The sequence below is a fragment of the Natrinema pellirubrum DSM 15624 genome (assembly GCF_000230735.2).
GTDB lineage: Archaea > Halobacteriota > Halobacteria > Halobacteriales > Natrialbaceae > Natrinema > Natrinema pellirubrum.
The window spans coordinates 2,790,667-2,817,114 of record NC_019962.1 but is presented as its reverse complement, the minus strand read 5'-3'; the positions used below and the strand labels follow the sequence as shown (position 1 = coordinate 2,817,114).

Here is a 26,448-nt window from a genome sequence, read left to right as displayed (position 1 = left end):
ATCATCCGCCCTGCAGTGGCGCGCGCTGTTCCGCGGCGAACCGATGTGAGCCGCGGATCGATGGTGCGCGAGGGATGAGCGAGCGAATCGGCTGGGGAGGGCGTGGTCATCCCGTGTTGCCACGATAGCAGACCGCCTCGTTCCGGTCCGCCGACCCGAGTACGGCGCTCGAAGACGGAGTCGTCTATCGGTCCGCTTCCTCGCTGCGCTCCTCGGTGACGGTCCGTTGTCGTGCCTGCAGCCGCCTGTGGTCGGGGCGTGACCGGTCCTCGCCCTCACGCCCCGCCCAGCTCGGCCGCCTTCTCGAGTTCGCTGCGCAGCGTCGTCGAGTCGAACTCGTGGTCGGGCCGGAGCCGCACGAAATCGAGGAACTCCCGTGCGGCGAGCAAGGTGTCGGGTCCGTAGGCCGTCGCAGCGGCGTCGACGGCCGCTCGAGGCCCGATTCGAGGTTCGAGGACCGCGAGCGCACAGGCTAGATCGTAGGCGGTCGTCTCGTCGACACGGTCGTCGTGGACGCTGGTCGCGTCGATGAAGTAGAACTCGTCGTCACACAGCAGGATGTTCTCGGCCCGCAGGTCGCCGTGGGCAAGTCCGTGGTCGTGCAGCGTTGCGAGCATGGCGAACAGCTCCGGCGCGCGTTCGGCGACGGCGTCGTCGGCCACGTCGTCGAGCGACCGGAACTCCGGGAGGTACTCGAGGACGAGGACGCCCAGTCCGTTGACCTCGAAGGCATCGATCGGCCGAGGGGCGTTGATACCGATCTCGCGCATTCGGAGGGTGGCCTCGTACTCGTGTTCGACCATCTCTCGAGGGGTGTCGAACCGATCGAAGAAGCCTTCGGTGCCCGAGGAGAACGCGCCGACGTTTCGGCCGGTCGTCAACACCGCATGCACCAGGGCGTTCTGTCGGGAGACGATCTTGACGAACCACTCGTCGTCGATGACGCAGGGCGTCGACAGCCAGTTGTCCGCCTCGAGGAACTCGACGCGGACCGACTCGCGGTCGTAGCGATCCGCCAGCGTGCGGACGACACGCTCGATGCGGCTCCACTCGACGGTCCCTCGTGCGAGCCGGCGGATGTCCATACCGCCAGTCAGGAGCGGCGGCGTTAAATGCGTCCCGAAGTGTTATCGGTGGAAGGTGTCGCTGGCGGCGGGGAACCAGGAGTTGGAACGCTAACACTATGAGTCGGGACGTTCTACTCGTCGCCAATGTATGCGATCGACGACCTCAGCGACGCAATTGATGTCACCCGCGAGTTTCTGACGCCGATCCGTCCCTGGATGTGGCTCAAACTCGCCTTGCTGCTCTTTTTCATCGGCGGCATCGGGTTCGGCAACCCCGCCTTTTCCGGCGGCAGTGGGGGAGTTAGCGACGAGGGAGCGACGGTCGATCCGGGCACCGTCGACGTCGGCGAGTTACTCCCGATACTCGTCGTCGTCACCGTCGCCGTCCTCCTCGTCGGACTCGCGTTCCTGCTGGTCGGATCGATATTCGAGTTCACGTTCCTCGAGTCGCTGCGCTCCGGGGAGGTACACGTCCGTCGGTACACGAAGCGCAACGTCGGGCACGGCGTTCAACTGTTCGGGTTTCGGGTCGTCCTCGGGCTGATCGCGCTCGCAGTGATCGGGTTCCCGGTGGCCGCAGTTTTCCTCTCGGGGTCGGACGCCGTCTCGTTGGCGATGATCGGCATCGTGATCCTCGTCGCGATCCCCGTGGCGCTGGCCTATGCAGTCATCAGTCGGTTCACGACGGTCTTTATCGCCCCGACGATGCTGCAGAAGGATCTCGGCGTCGTCGCCGCCTGGAAGCGGTTCTGGCCGACGCTGTCGGGAAACTGGGCGGAGTACATCGTCTATTTCCTGCTGGTCTGGCTCCTGCAACTGGTCTTTGCCTTTGCGATCGGTATCGCGCTGTTCATCCTGGCGATCCCGATCGTGATCGTCCTGTTCGTTCTCCTGTTCATTCCGTTTCTGAACCTGCTCGTCCTGCTGGTCGCTATTCCGCTGCTCGTGGTACTCGTTCTGTTGGTCCAGGTACCGGTCGTCGTCTACCTGCGCTACTACGCCTTGCTCCTGCTGGGCGATACCGACGCGGACCTCGATCTGATTCCCGACCGACGGGAAGCGGTTCGCGGTGGCGGCCCGGGTGCCGGCGGCTCCTGGGAGACGCCCGACTCTCGAGCCGAGGGCGATCGCCGGGACGACCGCGACGACCTCGGGACCGACGACATGTGGGGCGACGACTCGGAATCGTTCGACAACCGCTGGAACGAACCGGATTCCGACGACTCGAGCGGCTGGGGGGACCGCGACGAGTCGGACAGCGGGGTCGGCGGAGGCGACTCCGACGATGACGGCGACGGCTGGGGCGACTCGAGCGGGTCGGACGATGATGACGACGATCGGGACGATCGAAGCGGCTGGTAGGGGTGACTCTCTCGGCCGCCCCCTGCGGGCGGCGGTGCGTTTATTCCTTCTCTCGGCAAGTATTGCGTATGGCTGCCGATCTGCCCGACGAACACCGGATGATTCGGGAGACCGTCAGGGACTTCTGCGAGGCCGAGATCGAGCCGATCGCTCAGGAGATCGAGGACGACCATCGGTTCCCGGCCGAGGTCTTCGACCAGTTGGCCGCCCTCGATATGATGGGGGTACCGATCGACGAGGACTACGGAGGGCTGGGCGGCGATACCCTGATGTATACGCTGGTCGCGGAGGAACTGGGCCGGGTCTCCGGGGCCGTCGGCCTCTCCTACGTCGCGCACACGTCGCTGGCCTCGAAACCCATCGAACGGTTCGGGACCGAGGCCCAGAAGGAACGCTGGCTGCGGCCGCTGGCCGAGGGCGAAACCATCGGCGGCTGGGCGCTGACCGAACCCGAGAGCGGCTCGGATGCCTCGGACATGAACACCCGGGCACGGAAAGCGGGCGACGAGTGGGTACTGAACGGGACCAAGCAGTTCATCACGAACGCTTCCGAGGCCGGATCGATTCTCGTCAAGGCCGTCACGGACCCCGACGCGGGCTACGACGGCATCTCGACGTTCATCATCGCCCCCGACGAGGACGACGGCTTCGAGGTGACGACCGTCTGGGAGAAGATGGGGCTCAACGCCTCGCCGACCTGTGAGATCGCGTTCGACGACGTTCGCCTCCCCGCGGACCGCCTGCTCGGCGAGGTGGGCGACGGCTGGGACCAGACCAAGAAGACCCTAGACGGCGGCCGCATCTCGATCGCCACGCTCTCGACCGGGCTCGCACAGGGGGCCTACGAACACGCGAAGGCCTACAGTAAGGAACGCGAGCAGTTCGGCCAGCCGATCTGCGAGTTCGACGCGATCCGGGACACGATCGTCGATATGCACCGCAAGACCGAGCGATCGCGGCTCCTGACCCGGCAGGCCGCCCGCACCGACGATCGGGGCGACCCCGTCACCAGGGAGTCGGCCCTCGCGAAACTCGAGGCCAGCGAGGCCGCCCGCGAGGTCGCCGAGGACGCCGTCCAGGTCCTGGGGGGCTACGGCTACACGACCGACTTCGCACCCCAGCGGTTCTACCGCGACGCGAAGCTGATGGAGATCGGCGAGGGAACAAGCGAGATCCAGCACTTAGTGATCGGTCGCGAACTCGGACTGTAGCGCCGCCGCGACGGTCGTTCGACTCGGATCCGCGGTTCGAGCCGTTCGTCGGCGGACCGGCCCGGCCACGAAGCGAGCCGATCAGCCGAGGATGCCGTCGTCGCTCTCGTTGTCGCTGCTCTCGTTGTCGTCGCTCTGTGACCCGTCGTCGGAATCGGATTCGTTGCCGCCAGAGTCGCCGCTCGAGGCGTCCTCGTCGACGTCGGTGGTTACCGCCTCGGCGAGCGTCGTGATGTTCGGCCGTTCCTGGCTCCGGAGGCGCTTAGGATAGACGCCGATGGTCACGAGCAAGTCGTCGCCGGCCTCGACGGCCTCGGTGATGTGAACGTCGACCTCGACGTCGCGGCCGTCGAACGTCGCGTCGGCGGTGTACTGCGCTTGCGTCGTCGACTCCTCGAGGATCGTGACCTCGGTGTCTCGGTCGTGTGAGACGTTGGAGATGCCGTCGTAGTTCTCCCGGACGAGGTCGATGAGTTCCTCGGTCGACATTTCTCCGACGGGGTTGAGTTCCCGCCCGAGGATGTTGACCTGCGGCGTGGTCAACACGTTGAAGACCGCGGCGCGGCGCTCGCCGAGCCCCTCGATCCCGACCTGCTTCTCGTGTTTGGTCATGTAGTTCGTGACCGTGACGGTCTCGTTGGTGGGGCCGACGTCGCGCTTGATCTCGAGCGGGTCGATGGCCGTCTGTTCGTAGCCGGTCTCCGCGCGGGCCTCGGATTCGACGCCCGCGGGCGACGATTCGTGTTCGTCCATACCGAGCAGTCCCAGACAGCCCGACAGGCCGGCCAGTCCCGCCGCACCGAGTCCTGCGATAACGGTTCGTCGATTCATTTCCCTGCAAATGGCGGTCCAGGTGGTAAGTGTTTACTGAAATCCTGACAGTGTGTCACTCGAAAAGGAGGTCCGTCCGAATCGGTCCGGGGTGGGCGAGCGACCGTCGGTCAGGGCCAGCTGCCGGCTTCCTCGAAGGCGTCTGCGACCCGCTGGATCGCGACGACGTAGGCCGCGGTCCGGGGGTTCTCGAGGTCGTGTTCCTCGTAGGCCTCGATCAAGGCGTCGAAGGCGTCGACGATGACGCCCTCGAGTTCCTCGTTGACCCGCTGCTCGGACCAGTAGAAGCGCTGGCGGTTTTGCACCCACTCGAAGTAGGAGACGGTGACCCCGCCCGCGTTCGCGAGGATGTCCGGAATCACGAAGACGTCTTTCGCTTCGAGGACCTCGTCGGCCGCGGGCGTCAGCGGCCCGTTTGCGGCCTCCGAGATGACGTCGGCTTCGACGTCTTCCGCGAGGTCGGCGTCGACCGCGTTTTCCAGCGCCGCGGGGATCAGCAGGTCGACGTCGAGGGTGAGGACGTCCTCGTTGGTGATCTCCTCTTCGCTTCCCTCGAAGCCGACGACGCTGCCCGTCTCGTTCTTGTGATCCTTGGCCGCGACCGGATCGAAGCCGTCGGGGTTGTAGATCCCGCCGCTCGAGTCGCTGGCGGCGACGACGGTCGCGCCCATCTCGTCGATCAGTCGGGCGGCGATCCAGCCGGCGTTCCCGTAGCCCTGGACGGCCACAGTCGCGCCCTCTATGTCCTTGTCGAGGTAGTCGAAGGCCTCGCGGGCGGCGATGACCGTCGAGCGGCCGGTCGCGTCGACGCGGCCCTCACTGCCGCCCGAATCCAGCGCCTTCCCGGTCACGACGCCCGGCTCCGACGTGTTCTCGAGGGTCTCGTAGGTGTCTTTGATCCAGTTCATCTCCCGCTGGCCGGTGTTCACGTCGGGCGCGGGCACGTCGCGGTCCTCGCCGACCATGGGCCGGAGTTCCTTCGCAAACGAGCGGGTGAGCCGCTCGAGTTCGCTCTCGGAGTAGTCGGCCGGATCGATGATGATGCCGCCCTTCCCGCCGCCGAGGGGGATGTCGACGATCGCGGTCTTGTACGTCATCCAGCCCGACAGGGCCTTGACCTCGTCGCGGGAGACGCCCGGGTGATAGCGGATGCCGCCCTTGTAGGGCCCACGGTCACCGTTGAACTGCGAACGGAAGGCCTTGAACCGTTCCAGATCGCCGTCGTCGCGTTCGATCGTGAGGTTCGTCTCGAGGACGCGCTCGGGGTGTTTGAGTCGCTCGATCACGTCGTCGCCGACGTCGAGATACGCCGCCGCGTCGTCGATCTGTGATTGCAGGCTTTCGAACGGGTTGGTCTCTTCGCTCATACGCGGGGGGTTTCGGAGACCAAGGGATAAGCGTAGCGAATATCTATCATGGAAAGAGATGTACGTTCTCCAAGGCTGACCTAAGTACCCTATATATTGACCGTTCAGTCGGTTTCGCCGGTTGCTCCGGACGGGTCACGACGCCGTCGACGCGGGTCCCGTTAGGGGCAACCGCGCGCCCTCGAGGTCGAACACGATCGCGTCCGCACTCGAGCGGATTGGCGATCGGTCAGTTCTCTACTGCCCGTTTCGAGGCCCGATCTCGAGTGCGGGTCGACAGCTCGGTGACACACCCCTCGTTCAGAGTGAAAAGCCGGGCGGTGTCGCCGGCCGTTCGGAATCATCTCGGCGATCGACGGATCACGATCGAGGGGGTAGTCACACCCCTCGTTCAGAGTGAAACGGGGTCGTGAGGGGATGGCCGGGTTCACTCTGAACGGCGGGGGATCCGATCGAACGCGATCGGATGGTTTGTGATTCGTAGCGCCGGACCCACACCCCCCATTCAGAGTGAATACCGAGTGAACGGTATCCGGTTGTGACCGACGGAATCGACCCGCGGTGGAGACGAGCGATTGTTACGATTTGGTACTGTAAGGTGCCGCAAAAGCTTCCGCTACCATAAAATATAATATTACTTCTAGGTGGAGGAGAGGGAGAGGGAGAGGGAGACGGTCCGGAACACTGCATCCGTCGTACTCTCGACGTTCCACGCGATTTCGGTGTACACTCCGATTGGTGACTACGGCTTATTGACCGCTTTCAGTCTGAACGGGGTGTGGGCCTGTTCCCGACGGGCGTTCACAGTTCAGTCTGCACCCGGCAGCGAGTACGGATACTCCGAAACGGCCCTCAATAGACAGTAACAGTTCTATCTCTGTTCACTATCAGTCTGAACGGGCTTCCACAGCTTTATAATGTCCGTCTCCAGATCTGAACTATGGCCGAGCAGACCGGTGGGGACCCGCTCTTCGAATCTCATGATCCCATCTTCGATCGGAAGGAACTCCTCCACGTCGGTCACGTTCCCGACGAGGACCGCATCGTCGGGCGCGACGACGAGATCCAGTCCGTCGCCGCCGAAGTCGGTGCGATCACGCGCGGTGATCCGCCGAACAACGTGATGATATACGGCAAAACGGGGACCGGAAAGAGTCTGATCTCACGACACGTCTCGACGCGGGCCCAGGACGCCGCCCGCGGCAACGACATCGATTGTGCCGTTCTCTACGTCGACTGCTCCGAAGCGAACACCGAGACCCGTGCGACCCGACAGCTGGCGCTCAGTCTGAAAGACCAGACCGACTACCAGCAGAACATCCCGCTTCGCGGCGTTGGAACGATGGAGTACTACCAGCACATCTGGGGGATTCTCGAGGACTGTTTCGACGCCGTCATCGTCATCTTGGACGAGATCGACAAACTGGACAACAGCAACATTCTGATGCAGCTCTCGCGCGCTCGAGAGGCCCGAAAGACCGACGCCTATATCGGCGTCATCGGGATCAGCAACAAGGTCCAGTACCGCGAGACGCTCGACGAGCGGATCGACAGCAGCTTCGGCCACCGGGAGCTGTTCTTCCATCCGTACGACGCCTCCCAACTCCGCGAGATCATGCGCAATCGCGAGGACGCCTTCCAGCCCAATGTCCTCGAGGACGGAACGATCGAACTCTGTGCCGCCCTCGCGGCGAAGAAACACGGCGACGCACGAAAGGCGATCGAGATCCTCAAGGAAGCCGGGGAACTCGCCCGCCGCACCGACAGCGAGACGGTTTCGGAGACCCACATTCAGCAGGCTCAGGAGGTCGCCGAGATCAACCGTATCGAGGAACTCACGAGCGGCGCGACCGTTCACGCGAAACTCGCCCTCTATGCGCTCGCCAGTTGTATCATCACGGGCGATCGGGAGACGTACAAGACCCGGGAGGTGTACGAGCGCTACGTCGGCATCTGTGAGCTGGTCGCGACCGATCCGATCACCGAGAACGGCCTCTATCGCCAACTGAAAGAGCAGGCGTTTCTCGGCGTCATCGAATCCGAGAAGACCGGTGGCGGTCGGTCACAGGGGAGTTACCTCCTGCACCGGCTCGTGACTGACCCGAAACACATCGTCAAGGCGGTCCGCCGTGATGCCTCGCTCGAGGACCTGCCGACGTACGACCGACTTCGGGAGACGGGGCCGTCGACGGGGAACCGCGACGCCGACCTCGAGTCCTTTTCCTGACCCGTCGAACTGCCACCACCTCGAACACGCGTTTCACTCTGAACGAGGGGTGTGGGACCATCCCCCGGTCCCGCGCTAGACCGCTTTCACGGTCTCGTGCTGGCGTCGCGATCGGCGGTCGACGACGCAACCACAGTCGACACAAACGAGCAGTCGCTCGTCGCCGGCCGTTACGGTCTTCCAGTCGCCGGTAACCGGACTCTCGTGGCCACAGTCCGGACAGAAGAGAACGGTCTTCCGCGCTTCGGGTGGCGGTTCGAAATCGTCGTGGGACGTGTCGGTTGACATGGTCGCTCGTAGGGATTCGACCGGCATAGGGGTTGTGTGGCACGAACGACCGTGACGGATCGACTCACCATTGGTTGGCAGCCCCGCGTACTAAGCGGTTCGTCGTGGTCGGTCACGGCATGTCAATCGAAAGCACGAACCCGGCGACGGGCGACGTGGTCGACAGCTTCGAGGCGACCTCCGACGAGGAACGCGAGGCCCGACTCGAGCGCGCGACCGAGACCTTCTCGGAGTGGTCGGAGACGCCGATCGAGACCCGCCAGCGGCTGCTCGCCCGGGCGGCCGATGTCCTTCGGGAGAACACAGACGAGTACGCCGAACTGATGACCGAAGAGATGGGGAAGCCGATCGGGCAGGCCCGCGACGAGGTCGCGAAATGCGCGTGGGTCTGTGATTACTACGCCCAGAACGCGGCACAACACCTTCAGGACGAGGTGATCGCCGGCGACGAGAACGCCCGCACCGTCGTCGCCTACCAGCCGCTGGGGCCGGTGCTGGCGATCATGCCCTGGAACTTCCCGTTCTGGCAGGTCTTTCGCTTTGCCGCGCCGAACCTCGCGGCGGGCAACGTCGGCCTGCTGAAACACGCCTCGAACGTTCCCGGCTGTGCCCGGGCCATCGAGGACGTCTTCGACCGAGCGGGGTTTCCCGACGGCGCCTTCACGTCGCTGCTGATCGACTCGAGCGAGATCGACGCGGTCATCGAGGACGACCGGATCCGAGCCGTCACCATCACCGGCAGCGACGCCGCGGGTCGAGCGGTCGCCGAAACCGCCGGCAGCCAGCTCAAGAAGTCGGTCCTCGAGTTGGGCGGGAGCGACCCCTTCGTCGTCCTCGAGGACGCCCCCATGGAGGAGACGGTCGAGACGGCGGTCCAGGCGCGGCTCATCAACAACGGCCAGTCCTGTATCGCGGCCAAGCGGTTCGTCGTGGTCGACGACGTCTACGACGAGTTCGTCGACCGCTTTATCGACGAGATGGCGGCCCAGACGGTCGGTGATCCGATGGACGATGCCACCGACCTCGGCCCGCAGGCTCGTCCGGACCTCATGGACGACCTCCACGAGCAGGTCGCGGAAACGGTCGAGCAAGGCGGCGAACTCGAGTTGGGCGGCGAGCCGATGGACCGCGACGGCGCGTACTACCCGCCGACGGTGATCACGGACGTTCCCGAGAACGCCCCCGCCGACCGGGAGGAACTGTTCGGCCCCGTCGCCTCTCTATTCCGGGTCCCCGACGAGGCCGCCGCCATCGAGAAAGCAAACGACACCCGCTTCGGTCTCGGTGCGAGCGTCTGGACCGAGGATCTCGAGCGCGGCGAGCGGGTCGCCCGGCAGTTCGAGTCCGGGCTCGCCTTCGTCAACGAACTCGTCAAATCCGATCCTCGATTGCCCTTCGGCGGCGTGAAGGACTCGGGCTACGGCCGGGAACTCGCCGAACACGGGATCACGGAGTTCGTCAACACGAAGACGATCTGGGTCCAGCAGGACGCCGGCGAGGAGACCGACATGATTGAATGAACACCGCATCGATCGGCGGCTCGAGTCGGAATCCGACGGCCCGCGAGTACCGTCGGCGAGACCATCGAACACGAGCGCCGGCGGACGATCACCGAGGGCACAACCCAGCAGTTCTGAGTAGTCAACGGCCTCTACACGGTCCGTCTGACGGTGGGGCTGTCGATGGTCACCGACGAACGCGAGACCAGCGACGGGGAGCGTGGGATCGTCACGATGCGCATCGAGACGTTCGCGGTGACCGACCCGCGTGACCGGTGCCATCGCAAACGGACGAGATGGCAGGGACGTCCGGCCGTGATCGTTCGTACATCCGGGCCCTGAGGACCCTCCCGAATCAGCGGACGACGACCTCGCCGCCGACATCGATACTGTTGCTCCTATACGACGTCATTGCCTCGCTCGCGACGAACTCGAGGGAAGTGCCGTCCGTCGTGTCGACGACATCTCCCTTGGCATCCCGTATCTCGAAGTCATGAGCCCGTCCGACGCCCGTCACGGAGACCTCGTATGGCTTCCCCGCTGCGAGAACGAGCGTCGGGTCGTCGAATCCCCGTATCTCGGCTGGTTCGACGCCGAGCCAACTATAATCTCGAAGCGCTAACTCGATCTTCGTTCCGGCGTCTAACGTTCGGTGGCCGTCGGCTCCGACCGGATCGACGCGCTTGGGTTCCGCCACCTCCGTCCGTCCGAACTGACCGAACGTGATGTCGAGATCGATTACCGACGAAATGGCTTCGAACTGTCCTCGTTGCGTCGTCCGATAGCGACGAATGCGGCCGGCCTCGTCGACGAGGATCCGGCCGGTCCCCGCGGGGTTGGACCCGGGGAACGCATCCGGGACCGGGACGCCCTCCGACGCCTCGAAGGCGGTCGTCTCCGACAGCCGGTACTCGTGGACGGGGCCCGTATCGGTCGCTCGCGTTCCCTCGTACTCGTCGATGGGATCGAGCATCCAGTTCTCGATCGACTCGAGAGAGTCGTCGATGACGGCAGTAGCGCCGTCGTGCGTGAGTGGGGCGGGGCGATTCGTCGCCCTGTACTCGCCGTTCACGTAGACCACGCGGTCTCGATCGTAGCCGGGAACGGTCCCGTGACGTGTTCGAACGACGCGGTCGGCGGCAGGGTCGGCCCGGATGTCGAACGAATCGACCGTCGTCGTGGCCTCGGTGTCCTTGACCGAGTCCCGATACCGATACTCGAAGGACCCGGTAAACGACGTCTCCGGGAGCGCTCGCCGGTGCGCCTCGAGGAGGGCCGCCGGATCCTCGAGACCGTCGGCGGTCAGCCCCGGCGGGAAGTCGGCGTCGGTCGTCGCATCGGTACTCCTGTTTGCACAACCCGCCAATCCGACGACGCCGAGGGCACCGCAGCCCCGGAGTACGCGTCGGCGTGTTGCTTGGGTTCGAGCCATACCCGGAGTGGCCTCGTGATCTGGTATAAACTACGGGCGGTCCCTGCTCGACTGACGAACGGGAACCGATAGATCGCGACCGGGACGCCTCTCGGAGCCACTGAAACGGTTTCCATACTGTCGCACCGCAGTCGCGCGATTAGCTGTGCAATGACGGTCAGTGGCTACTAGAGAGTACTGTCGAGATCGTATACATGTTGACGACCGCGGCGGCCAGCCACGGCACCGCGAGCCCCGCGGGCACGATCGGCCGATACGCCCGCTCGAGGAGGGGCCGACAGGCCAGCGCGACGCCGACCGCGAACGCCTTCAGCCCGAGCATGCCGACGACGCCGTGGCTCTCGATCGCCCCGCGGGCCGCGGGGTTGGACTCGGCCAACCCGAGGTTGAGCCCGACGAACGTCGTGACGATGTCGGCGATCAGCGAGAGCGCGACCAGCCCCCAGAGCAGCCGCTCGAGGTCGACGGGCGTCACATCGCCCGGCAGCCACTGGCCTGGGGTCGCGCGCTCGGAACTCATAGACTCCCGGCCGGAATCGAACCGACCGTTGCCGTCGGGAGTACGAGCCCGTACCAGTACACGGGGTATTGTTATGGCAGGCGTAGGGGGATCGCCGTCGCTGGTAATCGCTTACAATCGACGGCAAACGGTTCGGGCGGCGGCCGCGACGATTTCGAGGTTGTAACCGGGTCGTACTTCGAGGGCAGGGGCAACTATGCGTCGAAACCACATGATACTGGATCTCCTGCCGGCCGAATACTGTCGTTACCGTCGTCTCCGTGTCGGACGGTCACACGAACCGATCACGGACTGGATGGGACAGTAGAGGGGGAGAGGGGTCGCGCCGACGGATCGCCACTGATCGTGTGGCGGTCGTCGCGAGGGGAGACGGATCGACTATGGCGCGACCCGCTCGAGAGTGCGTTCTGTCTCCGTGGTCACCAGCACGGAGACACCATACACTGTCGGGTCGGATGATACGAACGCTCGCGTTCAGTAGTCCACGCGTTACGTGGGAGGCCGCGTTATAGCGGTGTCCGGGAGGCCGCGATCGACTGGCGGGCACACCACGGCCGCTGCCGACCGACGATCCGGCCGCGAGAAAGACGTTTGACGGCAATTGCAGGCAGCACGGCTTTCCGTCGAATCGCCGTTCGTTTCGACGGTTAGCGATCCGTTCCAGTAGTGTGGAGCGGGGTAGATAGCGATATGTCGGAGGGACACACCGAACGTTTGGGACAACGGAGAGCGACGCTTCGCGACCGGATCGGGCGGGGACTGGACCGACGCGAGTTCCTGCGGACGGTCGCCGGCGGTGGCTACGCCCTCGGGATGGCCCACTTGCTCGGCGTCGACGACTTCCTCGCCGCCGGCGACGGCGAGGTCCCCGTCGTCACTGCCCTCGTCAGGGACGACCCGGCCGACCCGTGGTCGATCCGGGAGCGAACGGAACGCGTCCCTGCAGCGTGGTACGCCGCCGTCGAGAAGGCGTTCGAAATCAATGATCTCCTGTCCCGGGTCGGGTTCACCGGCTACCTCGGGAGTGCCGTCGTCCCCGGTGACTTCGAGAGCGGGACCGCAACCGTCTCCGTCGGCGTCTCGAGCGAGGGGCATTCCGTGAACGAACTGCTCGGCGAACTCGCCGAGGGCGTCGAGATCGACGTGGAGACGTTCATCGATGTCGACGACATCGGGGACAACTCCGAGGCGAGCGAACCCCGGCTCGGCTACCCCGATACGGACGGTCGCGTCCCCAGCGGCGTCGCCTGCGAGACGCCGACGAGTCTGGCGACGCTCGGCCCGGCGCTGTATCATCCCGACGGGGAACGGCGGTTCTTCGTGACGGCCGATCATGCCTTCGACGGGATCGAGGGGTCGACCGCGGAGTCCCTGTCGCTGCCCATCAGTGGCGACGACGCGGCCGAGCTGGGAACCGTTGCACGACACCACCCGGTCGCCGACGTCGCGACCGTCGAGCCGACCGGCGGCATCGAACCGACGAACAGGATCGACGCCCCCTCGAGCCCGCGGGTGCGGGGCCAGTTCACCAAGTTCGGCCTCGCGACGCTCGTCGCACGCGACGCCGAACTCGAGAAGGTCGGTGCGATGACCGGTCACACGGTGGGAACGGTACAGGGAATCGACGCCGTGACCTGTTTCACGGACGACTTCTGCCGGCGCGGGCAGCTCCGCTGGGGCGGCGAGATGGACCTCACGGACGGCGATAGCGGCTCCGTGAGTTACCACCGCGATCCCGAGGGCGGGCCCGACGACGTCCTCATCGCCGGCTTCAACAACGCCCGGACCTGGTGGCCCGGCCAGAGCTACGTCTGGGGCGTGGGGGCCTATCGACTGACCGAAACACATGGCTATCACTTCTGAGCGACGACCGACGGGAGTCACGAGGATCGAATCGATGACCGACGGGGGTCACGAGGATCGAACCGAGGATCGACCAGAGTCACGAGGACCGAACCGCGATGCGTAACGATACCAGTCGGTCCGAGGAGGGCGCGACCGGACCCGTCAGAACGGCCGTCCGGACGATCGGCCGCGTCGTCGGGGATCTGATCGCCATCTCCCTGTGGGTCCTGTTTCTCACCCTGGCGTTCCTCGCGACCGGCTGGCCCCGCTGGGCGTTCTACGCGCTGTTGCTCGTCGGTGTTGGCGTCTACGTCGCCGTAACGGCCGCCTGGCTCGACTGACGATACCGAACAGCGAAAAACGGATCGGCGGGTTACGCGAGGGCCGCCTCGAGGCGCTCGATCAGCTCGTCGTTGCCGACGTGGACCGGCGTGCGATCGTGGAGGGCATCGGGTTCGACGGCGAGTAGCGAGCGGTCCCCGTTCGAGGAGCGCCCGCCGGCCCGTTCGACGACGTAGCCGATCGGGTTCCCCTCGAACTGCAGGCGGAGTTTGCCCTCGGGCCGGGACTCGAGGCCGGGGTAGCCGAAGGTGCCGCCGTATGTCAGTACCTGATTGACGTCGCCGATCAACGCGCCGCCGTACCGGAGTTTGAGTTCGTCCTCGATCTCGCGGGCGTACTCGCGGAAGTCCGCGGGCCAGTCCGGGACGCGGCCGCCGAAGCCGTAGACGACCGGCTCGTCGGGGAGGGTCACGTCGTCGTCGACGACGTTCCGCTCGCCCCCGGAGAGTTCGTACTCGGCGACGGTCTCCTCGGTGGCGATCACCATCGTCGTGATCGGGCCGTAGAGGACGAAGCCGGCCGCGACGAGGGTCTCACCGCGGGCGGGCAGTGCGGCGTCGTAGACGCCGAAGATCGTCCCCATGGTGTTGTTGGACTTGAGGTTCGAGGAGCCGTCGAGCGGGTCCACCGCGACGGCGTAGGCGTCGCCGTCGGCCGGATCCACACCGCAGTCGACGACGTCGGCGCGCTCCTCACTGGCGTACTGACCGACGCCGTCGATCCCGGCGAGGCGCTCGCCGAGCAGTTCGTCCGCCCAGACGTCCGCCTTGGCCTGGGTCTCGCCGCTTGGGTTTTCCTCGTCGACGGTCCCGCGGCGGCCGATCAGTCCCTGCCGTATCTCGGTCGCCGAGCGACTGATCGTCGCGACGATGTCCTCGACGACCGGGTCCGAGACCGTCATCTATTCGGTGGCCTCGAGCGCGGCGTCGGCCGTCGCTTCCTCGTAGATGACCTTCTCGAGGGCGTCCAGCAGTCGCGTCGGATCCTCGCGCTGCCAGACGTTGCGGCCGACGGCCAGCCCCTTCGCACCGGCGTCGATGACCGCCTCGACCTGTGAGAGGAACTCGTAGTCGGAGGTCTTCGAGCCGCCCGACATGATGACCTTCATGTCGCCGGCGCAGTCGACGGCGTGGGCCATCGCCTCCGGGCTCCCGGGGTACTTGACCTTCGCGATGTCGGCGCCCAGTTCGAGGGCCAGCCGCGTCGCGTAGGAGATCGTCGAGGGCTTGGTGTCGTTTTTCAGTCCCTGGCCGCGCGGGTAGGACCACATGACCATAGGGAGGTCGTACTCGCGGCCTTTCTCCTGGGCGTCGCGGAACTCCTCGACCATCTCGATCTCGTGGTTCGAGCCGCCGTAGACGGTAAATCCGAGGGCGTCGGCACCCAGTTCGGCGGCGTAGTCGACCGAGCAGTTGACCGCCGAGTCGGGCTCGCCCATCCAGAGGTTCGAGGTGCCGTTGAGCTTCAACAGGAGATTGACGTCGTCCTCGTAGCTTGGGTAGTAGCCCTCGGCGATCCCCTTCTGGACCGCCATCGCGGAGACGGCGTCGTGGGTCGCCGTCTCGAAGACCGTCGCCGGGTCGAGCTTCTCGGGAACCTCCTCGAAGTCGACGGGGCCGTGTTCTAAGCCGTGGTCCATCGCCAGAATCAGTGACTTGCCGTCGCGTACGATCGGGGAATCGTCGATCGGAATCATCTGTTAGACGGTCCAACAGTGCGCTATAAATCTCTGATGGTCCTGGTTGTCGATATTGAGTACACGTGTAGTAATAGCACGCTCTCGAGCCGTGCGACGTGACGGCGATCCGACTCGCCGAGGACTCGAAACGGGATCGAAATCAGCTATCGGGAGCTGACTGCCAACGCGGCGTCGGCTCGAGCGACGAGTGCTGCCAGCGTCACCGTGCTATCGCAGTCCTCACTCGAGTAATTCGCGGGCGTTGTGTCGCCACGTACGGACGTGCAGGACATTCAGATCGAGCGCCGTGGCGACGGTCATCGCGCTGATCGTCGCCAGCCGCTCGGCCGACTGGATTCCGGCCTCGGCCAGCCGATCGGCGTCGTCCGGGCCGACCCCGGTGACGGCGGTCACCGGGGTCGGCTTCGGATACGGCCGCTGTGAGGGACGCTCCCGACCGATCGAGACGGTCGCCTCGTCGTACTCGAAGGCCTGCCAGTCCTCGTCGTCGCTGACCGCGATCCACTCGCGTTCGGCCTCGCCCAGCCCGCGGACCTCGCTCGAGCGCCGCCCTAAGTCGCCGTTGGACTCGAACGACCACGGCAACGAGAAGCGCCTGCGGAGGGCGGCCGCGACGTCCTCGTCGACCCCGTTCTCGAGCAACAGTCGATAGGAGTACTCCTTGTCGACGACCGCCTCGGGGTCGATGTCGGCGGCCGCGAGCGCCTCGCGTTCGGCCGGCTCGATCGCCGCGTCCCGCTCCGAACCTGCGGGGGCTTCGTCGTCGGCGTCCGTGGTCGCGTCGTCAGTCGCCGCGAGCAGTTCGTCCTCGTCGAAGGCGAGTTCGACGGGGTCCGAACCGGCGTCGGCGACATCGGCGGTGTCGTCGCCGACGTCGACGGTGATCCCGATGTCGACGACGGTCGTGTCCCCGTCCTCCCCATCGCTCGCCGGGTCGGCTCCCGTCTCCGCGTCGCTGACGACTTCTTCCTTGCTCACGCGATTCACCGGTCGTGCGTAGCTCACACTGTCTCGTCTTGAAAGTTGCCCTCGCGCGCCGACACGACCCGCCAGCTGACCAGCACGCTTACGGCCGCGACGACGGAAGGGAGCGTATGGTTCGCGAGCAGCTCGACCGGATCGGCGTCGTCGGCGCGGGGACGATGGGCAGCGGCATCGCACAGGTCGCCGCCACGAACGGCTACGAGGTCGTCATGCGCGACATCGAATCGCAGTACGTCGAGAACGGCTTCGACACCATCGACGATAGTCTCAGCCGCCTCGAGAGTCGGGGTGCCCTCGAGGAAGCGCCGGCGACGATCCGCGACCGGATCGAGGGGACCACGCTCCTCGACGATCTCGGCGACTGTGATCTGGTCGTCGAGGCCGCCCTCGAGGAACTCGCAGTCAAGCAGGAGGTCTTCGCCGACTTAGAGCGGGTGTGTGCCGACGACGTAGTGCTGGCGACGAACACGAGTACGCTCTCGATCACCTCGATCGCCAGCGACCTCGAGTACCCGGAGCGCGTGATCGGGCTGCACTTCATGAACCCGGTGCCGATCATGGAGGGCGTCGAAGTGGTCGTCGGCGAGAAGACGACCGACACAGTGACCGAACTGGCCCACGACCTCGCCGCGGACCTCGGGAAGACGACCTGGGAGGCCGACGACAAGCCCGGCTTCGTCACCAACCGCATTCTCATGCCCTGGATCAACGAGGGAATCCGGGCCTACGACGAGGGCGTCGCCTCCAAAGACGACATCGACACGGGAATGGAACTCGGGACCAACGTGCCGATGGGGCCGCTGACGCTGGCCGACCACATCGGCCTCGACGTCTGTCTCCACGCCTCCGAGACGCTTCACGAGGAGTTAGGTGATCGGTACAAGCCCGCGTACCTCCTCAAGCGGAAGGTCGAGGCCGGCGACCTCGGTAAGAAGACGGGGCAGGGGTTCTACGAGTACGAATAGCCGCGCCCGTTCGTTTCACCTCGTCATAATTTATTTGGTGCCGACATGCGTCTGCGAAGACGATGCGAACCGCCCGCGTTCTCCCGCTCCTCCTCTGTTGGTGTCTCGTCGGACTGATCGCCGTCGTCGCGGTGGCGGCCGCACCGCCTCCGACACAGCTCTGTGGCGTCTGCGGACCCAGCGTCGCGAACGACGCCGAAATAGCGGGCGCGACCGGCCACGGAACCCTCGACATCTACATCGACGAGAACGGTGATTCGCTGTGGCACGCCCGGATCCCCGTCACCGCTTCGGCTGCCGAACGCTACCGGACCAACGCGAGCGCGCTCGAGGCCGCAGTCGATGCCGCCTGGGCTCACACCCACGCCGCAGAGGGCGACGTTCGGGCCGTCGAGACGGCGATCGAGGACGATACTGTCGTGGTGAACTACACCGTCGACGACGTCGCTCGTCGCGGCGTCGGCGACAGTCGGATCGTCGACTACTTCGCGACGGGCACGTCGTCCACGCGCTACGAGTTAGCGGCCGAGCGACTGACGATCCATACGCCCGACGGAACGACGATCACGAACCGTCTCCCCGCCGCTACAGTCGACGGTAACGAGGCGACCTGGGCGACCGAGGACGGTGGGGACCGTGACTTCGACGACCAGACGTACGTCACCTACGGCGAGGGTGGCCTCTTCGGGACCGCAAGGGGCTACGCGACCATCGGCCTCGCGGTCGGACCGTCGGCGCTCGCTCGCGGGTTGGCTATCGGGGCCGTCCCTGGCGCGCTGGTCGGTCTCCTCGGTATCGCGATCGGCCGTCCCGGACGCGGGTCTCCCGTGTTCGGGCGACTGGCAAGCCGCCTCGGCCTCGAGCGATCGACGGTCGAGGCAACGACGCTCGAGCGGTTGCTCGTCGCCGTCGGCGTCGGCGGCGCGATCGGCTTCCTCGGCTACGGTGCGGTGGCGACCGGGCGGGCGTTTCCGCCAGTCGCCGTCGTGCTGTCGTCGCTGGGGGCCGGATACGCGTTGCTCGGGCTGGCCGCCGCGCGAATCGGTCCCCGACTCGAGACGCGCGGGCTGTTCGTCCTCGCGGTCTTCGCGACGCTCGTCGCCGCCGCTTACACGCGATCGCTTGCCGGCGGGATCGCGTACCCGCTCCCCCTCCTGTTCGGGCTCGCTACCGCGCTCTTCCTGCCGATCGGCCACGCGTTCGAGTGCGGTCGGACGCCGGGGGCGCTACTCGGGGTCGTCGCGCTCGTTCCGAGTGTCGTCATCGCGATCGTCTATCCGACGAGTTCGATCGGCGTCTTGACCGTCCTCATCGGAACGATACTCTTTCTCCCGTGGGTCATCGTCGTCGGAGTCTTCGGCTGTCCGCTCGCGCTGCTCGGACGAACGCTCGCGGCAGAGGACGACTAACGACGCGATCGTTCGACGCCACGTCGCAACCCTCGCCCTCGATCAGCACGATCGTTCGACGACCGTCACCGTCTCCGCCGGCGGGGCCGCCCCCTCGAGCGCGATCCGCCGTTCAGTGTACGTCACGGTGACGCTCTCGACGGAACCACCGCTCGTCACGCTCGCCCGTTCGCACATGTAGCCAGCGAACCGTTCGGCGCGAGCATCGTTCTCGAGTAGCGAATAGAGGTACTTCCGCCAGCGGAAGTCGGGACCCGTGTCGGCCGCGGGCGGGTGATCGGCCCGAACGGCGGTGCCGCGAAGAACGTCGATATCGGGCCCACCGTCGACGTGGCCGACCACTGCGAATCCGCCGTCGGTCGTACTCGGATCGGGTGCGAACATCGTCCACTGATAGTCGTCCGGGACCCTCGAGTCGGCCGGCTCGAGACCGGCCGTCGCACCGAGCAACAGTCCGCTCCACAGGAGGACGACCGTCAGGACGCCGACGAGTGCGGCCGACCGGTACCGATGCGTTCGGTCCCGAACCGCCGCCGGCAGCGGGGAGCCGACGGACTGCGGGGGTGTCACGCGATCGATCCCGCTTCGGCAGGCCGTCAGGGGACGCTCGAGCGGGGCGACCCGACCGACCGCACCGGCGGCGACGCGCTCGAGGACGTCCCAGACACCCGGTGGGAGAAAGAGGAGGACCGCGGTGAACAGGACCGCCGGGAAGAGGCCGACCGCCATCGAGAACGCCATCCCGGAGACCGCGGCGAGAAACGCCGCGGCGTAGGCAGTTCGGAGACGGCCGGTGAGCAGGAGCAACAGGGGTGCGCCGGTCACGAGTCCCGCCCAGGCGTAGGTGCCGGCCGTGAGCGCGAGCGGGTCGGTCGCGACGGCGTCGGCGAGCGGGAGCGTCAGTTGGTCCTGCCGGAGCGCGTAGCCGAGGGCATCGCCGCTGTACCAGGTGCTGCCCTCGGTCTTGAGGACGGCGTTGCCGACGAACAGGGTGACGACGTGAACGAGGACCGCCGCGGTCGCCGGCGTCGTGATCAGCGCGTCGTTGCCTGCTCGCGTCGCGGCGTCGTTCCGTCCCGCCCCCTCTCGAGCGTCGATCGACCAGCGGTTGCCGAGTGGGAGAAAGACGGCAAGCACCAGCAGTTCGCGCAGGAGTCTGTCGGCCCCGTTCAGGACGAACGGGTTGCGAACGTGCAACGAGAAGAGCAAGAGTGCAGCGAGGGCCGTCGCGGTTCTCGTCCGGTAGCCGACCAGCAGTGCGACCGCGAAGAGCGCCGAACAGCCGAACAGAACAACCTGGAGCCACGGCTCGCCCGACAGCGCGTGAATCGAGTAGCGTCCGAGCGCGTACTGTTCGTAAAGGAGCGCCCGCGGCAACACGCCGTCGTCGGTGTAGAAGGCGCTGAGAAACCGCACCCGGTGACAGAGGTCGAACAGGAGGAGGGCACCGAGCGCGATGCGAAACACCGCCAGCGCGCGCTCGTCGATACCGACGCGGCGCTCGAGGGCGGGACGGACCATCGGGGTAGAACTCGTCAGGACGCTCGCATACGTCTTGTGTCTCCGCCGCGGGCCGGGCAACGGCGCTGCCGGTTCGGGTCAACGGCTCGAGAACGGCCCTCGTCGGGCGTTTCAGGCGCAGTGGTGGCCGTTCACTGATGGAGCGGCTGGTTGGCCATCTGCTCGCGCAGTTCGGCCAGTCGCGAGCGGGAGACGCCGTCCTCGAACTGCTGGAGGAGGGCAAAGACCTCCGCCCGCGAGACCTTCACGTCACCCTCGCGGACGACGTCCTCGGGCCGTTCGCGCAGTTCGCGGAGCGTGCCGACCGCGAGCAGATAGGGGATCGCCCACGCCGAGAGGCGGTTGCCGTTGTGTTCGGGGACGACCTCGAGGTATCGCTGGGCGTCGTCGAGGTAGCTCTCGGCGCGGCCTGTCACCCGCTTGATGACGTTCGTGACGCCACCGTGGTGGGCCTCGTCGGTGACTGCCTCGACATCGACGTCCTCCGCGGCGAGCCATTCGGCGGGAAGGTAGACGTTGTTCTCCTCGCGGTAGTCGTCGTCGACGTCTTTCGCGATGTTGACCAGCTGCAGGAGGAGGGCGAACGAGCGGGCGTTCTCCCGCATCTCGTCGGCCCGGTCCTGTGAGGTACCGCGGGCGACCAGCCCGGTGATCAGGGTGCCGACGGTCCCGGCAGCGTACCAGCAGTACTCCTCGAGTTCCTCGATTGTCTGTAAGCGCAGGCCGCCCTCGTCGGCGTACCGGTCGGTGAACATCGCCATCCCGTCGACGAGTTCCCGGACGGGGTCGCGCATGATCTCGCGAGGCTCTTCGTCGAGGGACTCGAACGTCCGCAGGACGCGGGGGGTCCGGGCGACGACCTCCCAGTCGTCGTTGCGGTCGTCGGGAATCCAGGGCTCGATGTCGTCCATGAACGCGTCGACCGACTCCGTCGCATCGGGATCGAGCAGCCGGTCGTACCGCGTGAGCAGTTCGGTCTGTCGCGCCGGCGGGATGTGGCCGGCGTCCTCGATGGTGTCCGCGATCCGACAGAGGAGATAGCCGAGACAGATGTGTCTCGCCATCGGCTCTTCGAGCCGATCGATCGTGATCGAAAAAGTCCGCGAAACGCCGTGAACCGCATCGTAACACCACTCGAGGTCGTCCTCGAGGTCGGCGTCTGGTTTGGGTTCGGGCTGGCCCGTGGTCATCTACTCGAGTTAGTTTCGTTATCATCCCGGAAAAACACCGCGGTCGCGGCGCGCTCTTCCGCCCGGCGCTCCGAGCGGGCCGGCCCGACCGATCGGGGGCCGGCAACTCCCGCCGAAACCCGTATGCGTGCGAGCGGCGAATCCGGACCCATGCATCAGTCGATACTCGTCGCCGGCTCCCACGGCGGGGTCGGTCAGCACGTAACGGCGCTGCTAGCCGAGGGCGACTACACCCCGCGAGCGATGATCCGCGACGAGTCCCAGCGGGAGGAACTGGAACGACTGGGCGGGGAACCGGTCGTTGCGGACCTGACCGAGCCGTCCACGCTCGAGCGCGCGCTCGAGGGCTGTGACGCCGTCGTGTTCGCGGCCGGCTCCGGCGGCGAGGACGTCTACGGCGTCGACCGCGACGGCGCGATCAATCTGATCGACGCCGCGGGCGAGGCGGGCATCGACCGGTTCGTCATGCTCAGTTCGATGGGGGCCGACGACCCGGATGCGGGGCCGGAGCCGCTGCGGGACTACCTGATCGCGAAGGCCGAAGCCGACGAGTACCTCCGACACAGCGGGCTCGAGTACACGATCGTCCGGCCGGGTGAACTGACAGACGAGTCCGGCACCGGCGAGATCCGGGCCGCCGAGGGGCTCGAGCTGGGCGAGGATGACATCCCGCGCGAGGACGTGGCCGCGACGCTCGTGGCCGCGATCGACTGCGAGCCCGTCGTCGGCGAGACGTTCGAGATCCTGTCGGGCGAGAACCCGATTCCGGACGCGCTCGAGGCCGTCGGCTCGATTTGAGCCCGTCGCGGAACGGACTGCAGAGACGAGTCCCTGTTCTATACTGGCAGTCGATGCATGTCCGACCGTACGGCTGCCGTGCGGTCGGTGTGTGAACCGTTTCGGTCGCCGGTGGCCGGCCACCTCTCGGACTCACACTTGTCTCGGCCGAGACGGATTGTATCGCCGAACCTCCAGCCGTTACGGGGACTGCAGACGATACGTTGGGCGAAAGAAGCGTCCGACCCCCATCATATGTATGGAAAGAATAATACAGTATTTCCCCCTCTATATAGGACGACATGCCAGCAGGTACTGATCAAACGCTTCGGCCGTTCTTGTGGCGGGCAAGCAAGCTGTATTCCGACACGGAGATCGTCTCCCGGAATCACGACGGGATGCAACGATACACGTACGGCGAGTACGAGCAGCGAACGAGCCAACTCGCGAACGCGCTCGACGAGTACGGAATCGAGGAAGGTGATCGGGTCGGAACCTTCTGTTGGAACCACTCGCGGCACTTCGAGACGTATTTCGCCGTGCCATCGATCGGGGCACAGCTCCATACGATCAACCCGCTGCTCCCCGACGCACACATCCAGTACATCGTCGACAATGCCGACGACGAACTGATCTTCGTCGACCAGTCGCTCGCACCGAAACTCGCGGGTGCCGTCGCCGACGCCGACGATGAGTTCGACGATATCGACTTCGTCGTCATGGGCAGCGAGTCGGCGGACGACCTCGAGGCAACACCGTACGAGTCGTTCATCGACGGCCACGAGACCGACTACGACTGGCCCGACGTCGACGAGGAACAGCCCGCGGGGATGTGTTACACCTCGGGGACGACCGGCAACCCGAAAGGCGTCGAATACACCCAGCAGATGCTCTGGAGCCACACGATGGCCTCCCAGACGCCCCAAGGAATCCCGATGGCCGACGACGACGTCGTCATGCCAGTGGTGCCGATGTTCCACGTCAACGCCTGGGGAATGCCGTTTACCGCGACCGCCGGCGGGGCCAAACAGGTCTTCCCCGGCCCCTCTCCCGAGCCCGAAGACCTCGCGTCCCTCATCGAAAACGAGGGCGTGACGATCAGCGCGGGCGTCCCGACCGTCTGGCTGGGGCTGATGGAGTACTGTACGGAGAACGACGTCGACCTCTCGACGCTCGATACCGTCATCGTCGGCGGCTCGGCCGCGCCGAAGTCGATGATCGAGTGGTTCGACACGCAAGGCGTCGAGGTGCTTCACGCCTGGGGGATGACCGAGATGGCGCCGATCGGTGCGGTCTCCCATCTCAAATCCGACCTGCAGAACGCGGACTACGACACGCGGGTCGAAAAGCGCGGTAAGCAAGGGCTGGTCGTTCCCGGCCTCGAGTTCAAGGTCATCGACGACGACGGCGAGGAGATCGAGTGGAACGGACAGGAGTTCGGCGAACTGTGGATCCGCGGGCCGTGGGTGACGACGGAGTACTTCGAGCGCCCCGAGGCCAACGAGACGGACTTCGAGGACGGCTGGCTCAAGACGGGTGACGTCGTCACCGTCGACGAGGACGGTTACATCAAGATCGTCGACCGCGAGAAGGACGTGATCAAATCGGGCGGCGAGTGGATCTCTTCGGTCGAACTCGAGAACGCGATCATGGCCCACGACGGCGTCGCCGAGGCGGCCGTCGTCGGCGTGCCCCACGAACGCTGGCAGGAACGACCGGTCGCGTTCGTCGTCCCCGCCGAGGGAGCCGATCGGGACGCGCTCGTCGACGAGGTCAACGAGATGCTCGCCGACGAGTATCCCAAGTGGTGGCTCCCGGACGAGATCGAGTTCATCAAGGAAGTGCCCAAGACGGCGACGGGCAAGTTCTCGAAGAAGGACATCCGCGAGGAGTACGCCGACCAGTCCCTCGTCGAGGGACAGGTTCCGGAAGACGCCGCGCCGGACGAGAACTGAGGCGATCGGCTGCCGATTTTTTGGGTCCGCGTTCGTACCGGGACCGAGTGCGGTTCGTCGTCGATTACTGCCGGTCGAGACATTACTGCACGACGTTGCTTCTCATGACACTAATGGGCACGATAGCGCAAAGAGAGAACAGTAAAGGATCATGATTCCTAATTCCGCCGTATGGACTTTGCACTCTCGGCCGAGCAGCAACAGATTCGGGACATGGTGTCGGAGTTCGTCGACGAGGAGGTCGTCCCCGTCGCCGAAGAGATCGACCACGACGACGAGTTCCCACAGGACCTCGTCGACCAGATGGCCGAACTGGGGCTGATGGGGATGCCCTTCCCCGAGGAGTACGGCGGTGCCGGGCTGGACTATCACTCCTACGCGATCGGGCTTGAGGAGATCGCCCGTGGCTCGGGCGGCCTGGGGACGATCGTCGCCGCCCACACCTCGCTGGCGGGCAACATGCTCTACGAGTTCGGCGACGAGTCCCAGAAAGAGGAGTACCTGACCCCCGTCGCGGCGGGCGAGGACATCGGGGCGTTCGCGCTCTCGGAAGCCGGTGCGGGCAGCGACGTGCCGGCGATGGAGACCACCGCCGAGAAAGACGGCGACGAGTACGTCATCAACGGCGGTAAACTCTGGATCTCGAACGGCTCCGTCGCGGATACGGTCACGCTCTTTGCCAAGACCGATCCCGATGCGGGGAACAAGGGCATTTCGTCCTTTATCGTCCGGCCCGAGGAGGACGACGGCTTCATCGTCGAAGGCACCGAGGACAAACTCGGTGACAAGGGCTGTCCGACCGCCGAACTCCGGTTCGACGACCTCCGGATCCCCGAAACGCGCCGGCTCGGCGAGGAAGGTGACGGCTTCGTCCACGCGCTGAAGACGCTCAACGGCGGTCGGATCACGATCGCCGCCCGCGGGGTCGGCATCGCCCGCGCGGCCTTCGAGGAGGCCCGTGACTACGCCGGCGAACGCGAGCAGTTCGGCCAGCCGATCGGCGAGTTCCAGTCGATCAAACACAAGCTCGCGGACATGGACACCAAGATCCAGGCCGCGAAGATGCTCATGCACAAGGCCGCCGACAAGAAGATCCGCGGCGAGGACTACATCAAGGACGCCTCGCAGGCCAAGCTCTACGCCTCCGAAGTCAGCCGCGAGGTCGCCAACGAGGGTATCCAGATCCACGGCGGCTACGGTTACACCAAGGACTTCGCCGCCCAGCGGTTCTACCGCGACGCCAAGCTCAACGAGATCTACGAGGGCACCAGCGAGGTGCTGCGGAACACGATCGGCGACCAACTGCTCGAGGAGTAACTCCCCGGCGCCCCCGCGAGTCGATACGGCTCGTGGATCGGTTGCCCTCACTCTTTGTCGCCCGGTTTTGTTTCTATTCTATCTATTCGTCATACTTATACAAGTGCCGAGCGCAGTGTGTCTATGGACCGAACGGAGTTGTTCCTCGCGATCATCGCGTACACACTGATCGTCCGAACGTTCGGCGAGGAAGCCGAGGGCGCGATGATTCCGCTGTTCGTCTTGCTGTTTGCGCTCCCGATCTACGTCGTCGTCCATCTGCTCAGAAACCCCTCGCTCGAGTGACGGCATGGCGAGCCGACCGCAGCCGCCACGCCGTCGCCGTCAGTCGTCGTCCTCGAGACAGTCACTGACCCAGTCGTAGTGGTCCCGGACTCGCCGTTTCCCGCCGTCGGTCAGTGCGTAAACGTCGTGCAGTCCTTCAGTCCGCTTCTCGACGAATCCAGCGTCGACCAGCGCCGACAGCGAGCCGTAGAACGATTTGGGCTCGAGCCGGTCGTCGTAGTGGGACTCGAGGCGCGTTTTCAGCTGCTGGCCGCGCAGTTCGCCGTCCGCGGCCGCGGCGAGCAGGAAACAGATGTCCCGCCGGCGGCCGCTCCGGAGCCACTTGGTCATACCGCGGGGTGGGCTACCGGCGGCT

General features: G+C 65.7%; 24 protein-coding genes and 1 pseudogene. 13 read left to right on the top strand and 12 right to left on the bottom strand.

What is annotated here, in order from left to right; all coding sequences use genetic code 11:
* Positions 1-275: 275 nt before the first annotated feature.
* A complete protein-coding gene (locus tag NATPE_RS13555) occupies positions 276-1,085 on the bottom strand; it encodes an RIO1 family regulatory kinase/ATPase domain-containing protein (protein ID WP_006182056.1) in 810 nt (269 codons plus the stop codon).
* Positions 1,086-1,211: 126 nt separating this feature from the next.
* Between NATPE_RS13555 and NATPE_RS13550 the strand changes: the two genes are divergently transcribed.
* Both NATPE_RS13550 and NATPE_RS13545 read left to right on the top strand, forming a co-directional pair.
* The gene (locus NATPE_RS13550; RefSeq protein ID WP_006182055.1) at positions 1,212-2,429 is read left to right on the top strand and encodes a DUF7544 domain-containing protein; all 1,218 of its coding nucleotides are present in this window, start codon (positions 1,212-1,214) and stop codon (positions 2,427-2,429) included.
* Positions 2,430-2,497: 68 nt separating this feature from the next.
* Positions 2,498-3,640, top strand: coding sequence for an acyl-CoA dehydrogenase family protein (locus tag NATPE_RS13545; protein WP_006182054.1), 1,143 nt, complete (start codon positions 2,498-2,500; stop codon positions 3,638-3,640).
* Between the two features lie 81 nt (positions 3,641-3,721).
* Here NATPE_RS13545 and NATPE_RS13540 read toward each other — a convergent pair whose 3' ends face one another.
* Positions 3,722-4,471, bottom strand: a complete 750-nt coding sequence (locus tag NATPE_RS13540; protein ID WP_006182053.1) for a DUF6517 family protein — start codon at positions 4,469-4,471, stop codon at positions 3,722-3,724.
* A 110-nt stretch (positions 4,472-4,581) separates the two neighbouring features.
* A complete protein-coding gene (locus NATPE_RS13535) occupies positions 4,582-5,838 on the bottom strand; it encodes a Glu/Leu/Phe/Val family dehydrogenase (RefSeq protein ID WP_006182052.1) in 1,257 nt (418 codons plus the stop codon).
* A 940-nt stretch (positions 5,839-6,778) separates the two neighbouring features.
* Here NATPE_RS13535 and NATPE_RS13530 point away from each other — a divergent pair.
* On the top strand, positions 6,779-8,065 hold the full coding sequence (locus NATPE_RS13530; RefSeq protein WP_006182051.1) for a Cdc6/Cdc18 family protein: 1,287 nt from the start codon (positions 6,779-6,781) through the stop codon (positions 8,063-8,065).
* Positions 8,066-8,140: 75 nt separating this feature from the next.
* Here NATPE_RS13530 and NATPE_RS13525 read toward each other — a convergent pair whose 3' ends face one another.
* Complete coding sequence (locus tag NATPE_RS13525) at positions 8,141-8,353, bottom strand: hypothetical protein (protein WP_006182050.1); 213 nt, start codon at positions 8,351-8,353, stop codon at positions 8,141-8,143.
* Positions 8,354-8,472: 119 nt separating this feature from the next.
* On the opposite strand from NATPE_RS13525, the gene NATPE_RS13520 reads away from it, so the two are divergent.
* Together NATPE_RS13520 and NATPE_RS22345 are read left to right on the top strand one after the other, a co-directional pair.
* Entirely contained in the window at positions 8,473-9,873 is a 1,401-nt protein-coding gene (locus NATPE_RS13520; RefSeq protein WP_006182049.1) for an NAD-dependent succinate-semialdehyde dehydrogenase, read from the top strand.
* A gap of 30 nt (positions 9,874-9,903) precedes the next feature.
* Positions 9,904-10,194 (top strand): annotated as a pseudogene (locus NATPE_RS22345) (hypothetical protein).
* A gap of 13 nt (positions 10,195-10,207) precedes the next feature.
* On the opposite strand, the gene NATPE_RS13515 reads toward NATPE_RS22345, so the two are convergent.
* Entirely contained in the window at positions 10,208-11,284 is a 1,077-nt protein-coding gene (locus NATPE_RS13515; protein ID WP_006182048.1) for a hypothetical protein, read from the bottom strand.
* Between the two features lie 157 nt (positions 11,285-11,441).
* Positions 11,442-11,804, bottom strand: coding sequence for a DUF5658 family protein (locus NATPE_RS13510; RefSeq protein WP_006182047.1), 363 nt, complete (start codon positions 11,802-11,804; stop codon positions 11,442-11,444).
* Between the two features lie 690 nt (positions 11,805-12,494).
* Between NATPE_RS13510 and NATPE_RS13505 the strand changes: the two genes are divergently transcribed.
* Entirely contained in the window at positions 12,495-13,667 is a 1,173-nt protein-coding gene (locus NATPE_RS13505) for a hypothetical protein (protein WP_006182046.1), read from the top strand.
* A gap of 98 nt (positions 13,668-13,765) precedes the next feature.
* Positions 13,766-13,990, top strand: coding sequence for a hypothetical protein (locus NATPE_RS13500; RefSeq protein WP_006182045.1), 225 nt, complete (start codon positions 13,766-13,768; stop codon positions 13,988-13,990).
* Positions 13,991-14,022: 32 nt separating this feature from the next.
* On the opposite strand, the gene NATPE_RS13495 is transcribed toward NATPE_RS13500, so the two are convergent.
* The 3 genes from NATPE_RS13495 to NATPE_RS13485 all read right to left on the bottom strand — a co-directional run bounded on the left by NATPE_RS13495 (position 14,023) and on the right by NATPE_RS13485 (position 16,668).
* A complete protein-coding gene (locus NATPE_RS13495) occupies positions 14,023-14,892 on the bottom strand; it encodes a class 1 fructose-bisphosphatase (protein WP_006182044.1) in 870 nt (289 codons plus the stop codon).
* Positions 14,893-15,687, bottom strand: coding sequence for a class I fructose-bisphosphate aldolase (locus NATPE_RS13490; RefSeq protein ID WP_006182043.1), 795 nt, complete (start codon positions 15,685-15,687; stop codon positions 14,893-14,895).
* 222 nt (positions 15,688-15,909) lie between these two features.
* Positions 15,910-16,668: a DUF7409 domain-containing protein gene (locus NATPE_RS13485; protein ID WP_006182042.1), complete on the bottom strand. Its 759-nt coding sequence runs from the start codon at positions 16,666-16,668 to the stop codon at positions 15,910-15,912.
* A 116-nt stretch (positions 16,669-16,784) separates the two neighbouring features.
* On the opposite strand from NATPE_RS13485, the gene NATPE_RS13480 reads away from it, so the two are divergent.
* Both NATPE_RS13480 and NATPE_RS13475 read left to right on the top strand, forming a co-directional pair.
* A complete protein-coding gene (locus NATPE_RS13480) occupies positions 16,785-17,639 on the top strand; it encodes a 3-hydroxyacyl-CoA dehydrogenase family protein (RefSeq protein WP_015299138.1) in 855 nt (284 codons plus the stop codon).
* A gap of 62 nt (positions 17,640-17,701) precedes the next feature.
* The gene (locus NATPE_RS13475; protein WP_006182041.1) at positions 17,702-19,048 is read left to right on the top strand and encodes a hypothetical protein; all 1,347 of its coding nucleotides are present in this window, start codon (positions 17,702-17,704) and stop codon (positions 19,046-19,048) included.
* Positions 19,049-19,090: 42 nt separating this feature from the next.
* On the opposite strand, the gene NATPE_RS13470 is transcribed toward NATPE_RS13475, so the two are convergent.
* Positions 19,091-20,569, bottom strand: coding sequence for a hypothetical protein (locus NATPE_RS13470; protein WP_006182040.1), 1,479 nt, complete (start codon positions 20,567-20,569; stop codon positions 19,091-19,093).
* Positions 20,570-20,700: 131 nt separating this feature from the next.
* Positions 20,701-21,759: a phytoene/squalene synthase family protein gene (locus NATPE_RS13465; protein WP_006182039.1), complete on the bottom strand. Its 1,059-nt coding sequence runs from the start codon at positions 21,757-21,759 to the stop codon at positions 20,701-20,703.
* A gap of 150 nt (positions 21,760-21,909) precedes the next feature.
* Between NATPE_RS13465 and NATPE_RS13460 the strand changes: the two genes are divergently transcribed.
* The 4 genes from NATPE_RS13460 (at position 21,910) to NATPE_RS22740 (ending at position 26,093) form a co-directional block, all read left to right on the top strand.
* Positions 21,910-22,557, top strand: a complete 648-nt coding sequence (locus NATPE_RS13460) for an SDR family oxidoreductase (RefSeq protein WP_015299137.1) — start codon at positions 21,910-21,912, stop codon at positions 22,555-22,557.
* Positions 22,558-22,838: 281 nt separating this feature from the next.
* Positions 22,839-24,491, top strand: a complete 1,653-nt coding sequence (locus NATPE_RS13455; RefSeq protein ID WP_015299136.1) for a long-chain fatty acid--CoA ligase — start codon at positions 22,839-22,841, stop codon at positions 24,489-24,491.
* A 171-nt stretch (positions 24,492-24,662) separates the two neighbouring features.
* Entirely contained in the window at positions 24,663-25,808 is a 1,146-nt protein-coding gene (locus NATPE_RS13450; RefSeq protein ID WP_006182036.1) for an acyl-CoA dehydrogenase, read from the top strand.
* A 123-nt stretch (positions 25,809-25,931) separates the two neighbouring features.
* Complete coding sequence (locus NATPE_RS22740) at positions 25,932-26,093, top strand: hypothetical protein (RefSeq protein WP_006182035.1); 162 nt, start codon at positions 25,932-25,934, stop codon at positions 26,091-26,093.
* A gap of 39 nt (positions 26,094-26,132) precedes the next feature.
* Here NATPE_RS22740 and NATPE_RS13445 read toward each other — a convergent pair whose 3' ends face one another.
* Entirely contained in the window at positions 26,133-26,423 is a 291-nt protein-coding gene (locus NATPE_RS13445; protein WP_006182034.1) for a PadR family transcriptional regulator, read from the bottom strand.
* Positions 26,424-26,448 lie beyond the last annotated feature (25 nt).

Coding starts and splice junctions, on each gene's coding strand:
- NATPE_RS13555 (WP_006182056.1), bottom strand. CDS start 1,085: ATGGACATCCGCCGGCTCGCACGAGGGACCGTCGAGTGGAGCCGCATC.
- NATPE_RS13550 (WP_006182055.1), top strand. CDS start 1,212: ATGTATGCGATCGACGACCTCAGCGACGCAATTGATGTCACCCGCGAG.
- NATPE_RS13545 (WP_006182054.1), top strand. CDS start 2,498: ATGGCTGCCGATCTGCCCGACGAACACCGGATGATTCGGGAGACCGTC.
- NATPE_RS13540 (WP_006182053.1), bottom strand. CDS start 4,471: ATGAATCGACGAACCGTTATCGCAGGACTCGGTGCGGCGGGACTGGCC.
- NATPE_RS13535 (WP_006182052.1), bottom strand. CDS start 5,838: ATGAGCGAAGAGACCAACCCGTTCGAAAGCCTGCAATCACAGATCGAC.
- NATPE_RS13530 (WP_006182051.1), top strand. CDS start 6,779: ATGGCCGAGCAGACCGGTGGGGACCCGCTCTTCGAATCTCATGATCCC.
- NATPE_RS13525 (WP_006182050.1), bottom strand. CDS start 8,353: ATGTCAACCGACACGTCCCACGACGATTTCGAACCGCCACCCGAAGCG.
- NATPE_RS13520 (WP_006182049.1), top strand. CDS start 8,473: ATGTCAATCGAAAGCACGAACCCGGCGACGGGCGACGTGGTCGACAGC.
- NATPE_RS13515 (WP_006182048.1), bottom strand. CDS start 11,284: ATGGCTCGAACCCAAGCAACACGCCGACGCGTACTCCGGGGCTGCGGT.
- NATPE_RS13510 (WP_006182047.1), bottom strand. CDS start 11,804: ATGAGTTCCGAGCGCGCGACCCCAGGCCAGTGGCTGCCGGGCGATGTG.
- NATPE_RS13505 (WP_006182046.1), top strand. CDS start 12,495: ATGTCGGAGGGACACACCGAACGTTTGGGACAACGGAGAGCGACGCTT.
- NATPE_RS13500 (WP_006182045.1), top strand. CDS start 13,766: ATGCGTAACGATACCAGTCGGTCCGAGGAGGGCGCGACCGGACCCGTC.
- NATPE_RS13495 (WP_006182044.1), bottom strand. CDS start 14,892: ATGACGGTCTCGGACCCGGTCGTCGAGGACATCGTCGCGACGATCAGT.
- NATPE_RS13490 (WP_006182043.1), bottom strand. CDS start 15,687: ATGATTCCGATCGACGATTCCCCGATCGTACGCGACGGCAAGTCACTG.
- NATPE_RS13480 (WP_015299138.1), top strand. CDS start 16,785: ATGGTTCGCGAGCAGCTCGACCGGATCGGCGTCGTCGGCGCGGGGACG.
- NATPE_RS13475 (WP_006182041.1), top strand. CDS start 17,702: ATGCGAACCGCCCGCGTTCTCCCGCTCCTCCTCTGTTGGTGTCTCGTC.
- NATPE_RS13470 (WP_006182040.1), bottom strand. CDS start 20,569: ATGGTCCGTCCCGCCCTCGAGCGCCGCGTCGGTATCGACGAGCGCGCG.
- NATPE_RS13465 (WP_006182039.1), bottom strand. CDS start 21,759: ATGACCACGGGCCAGCCCGAACCCAAACCAGACGCCGACCTCGAGGAC.
- NATPE_RS13460 (WP_015299137.1), top strand. CDS start 21,910: ATGCATCAGTCGATACTCGTCGCCGGCTCCCACGGCGGGGTCGGTCAG.
- NATPE_RS13455 (WP_015299136.1), top strand. CDS start 22,839: ATGCCAGCAGGTACTGATCAAACGCTTCGGCCGTTCTTGTGGCGGGCA.
- NATPE_RS13450 (WP_006182036.1), top strand. CDS start 24,663: ATGGACTTTGCACTCTCGGCCGAGCAGCAACAGATTCGGGACATGGTG.
- NATPE_RS22740 (WP_006182035.1), top strand. CDS start 25,932: ATGGACCGAACGGAGTTGTTCCTCGCGATCATCGCGTACACACTGATC.
- NATPE_RS13445 (WP_006182034.1), bottom strand. CDS start 26,423: ATGACCAAGTGGCTCCGGAGCGGCCGCCGGCGGGACATCTGTTTCCTG.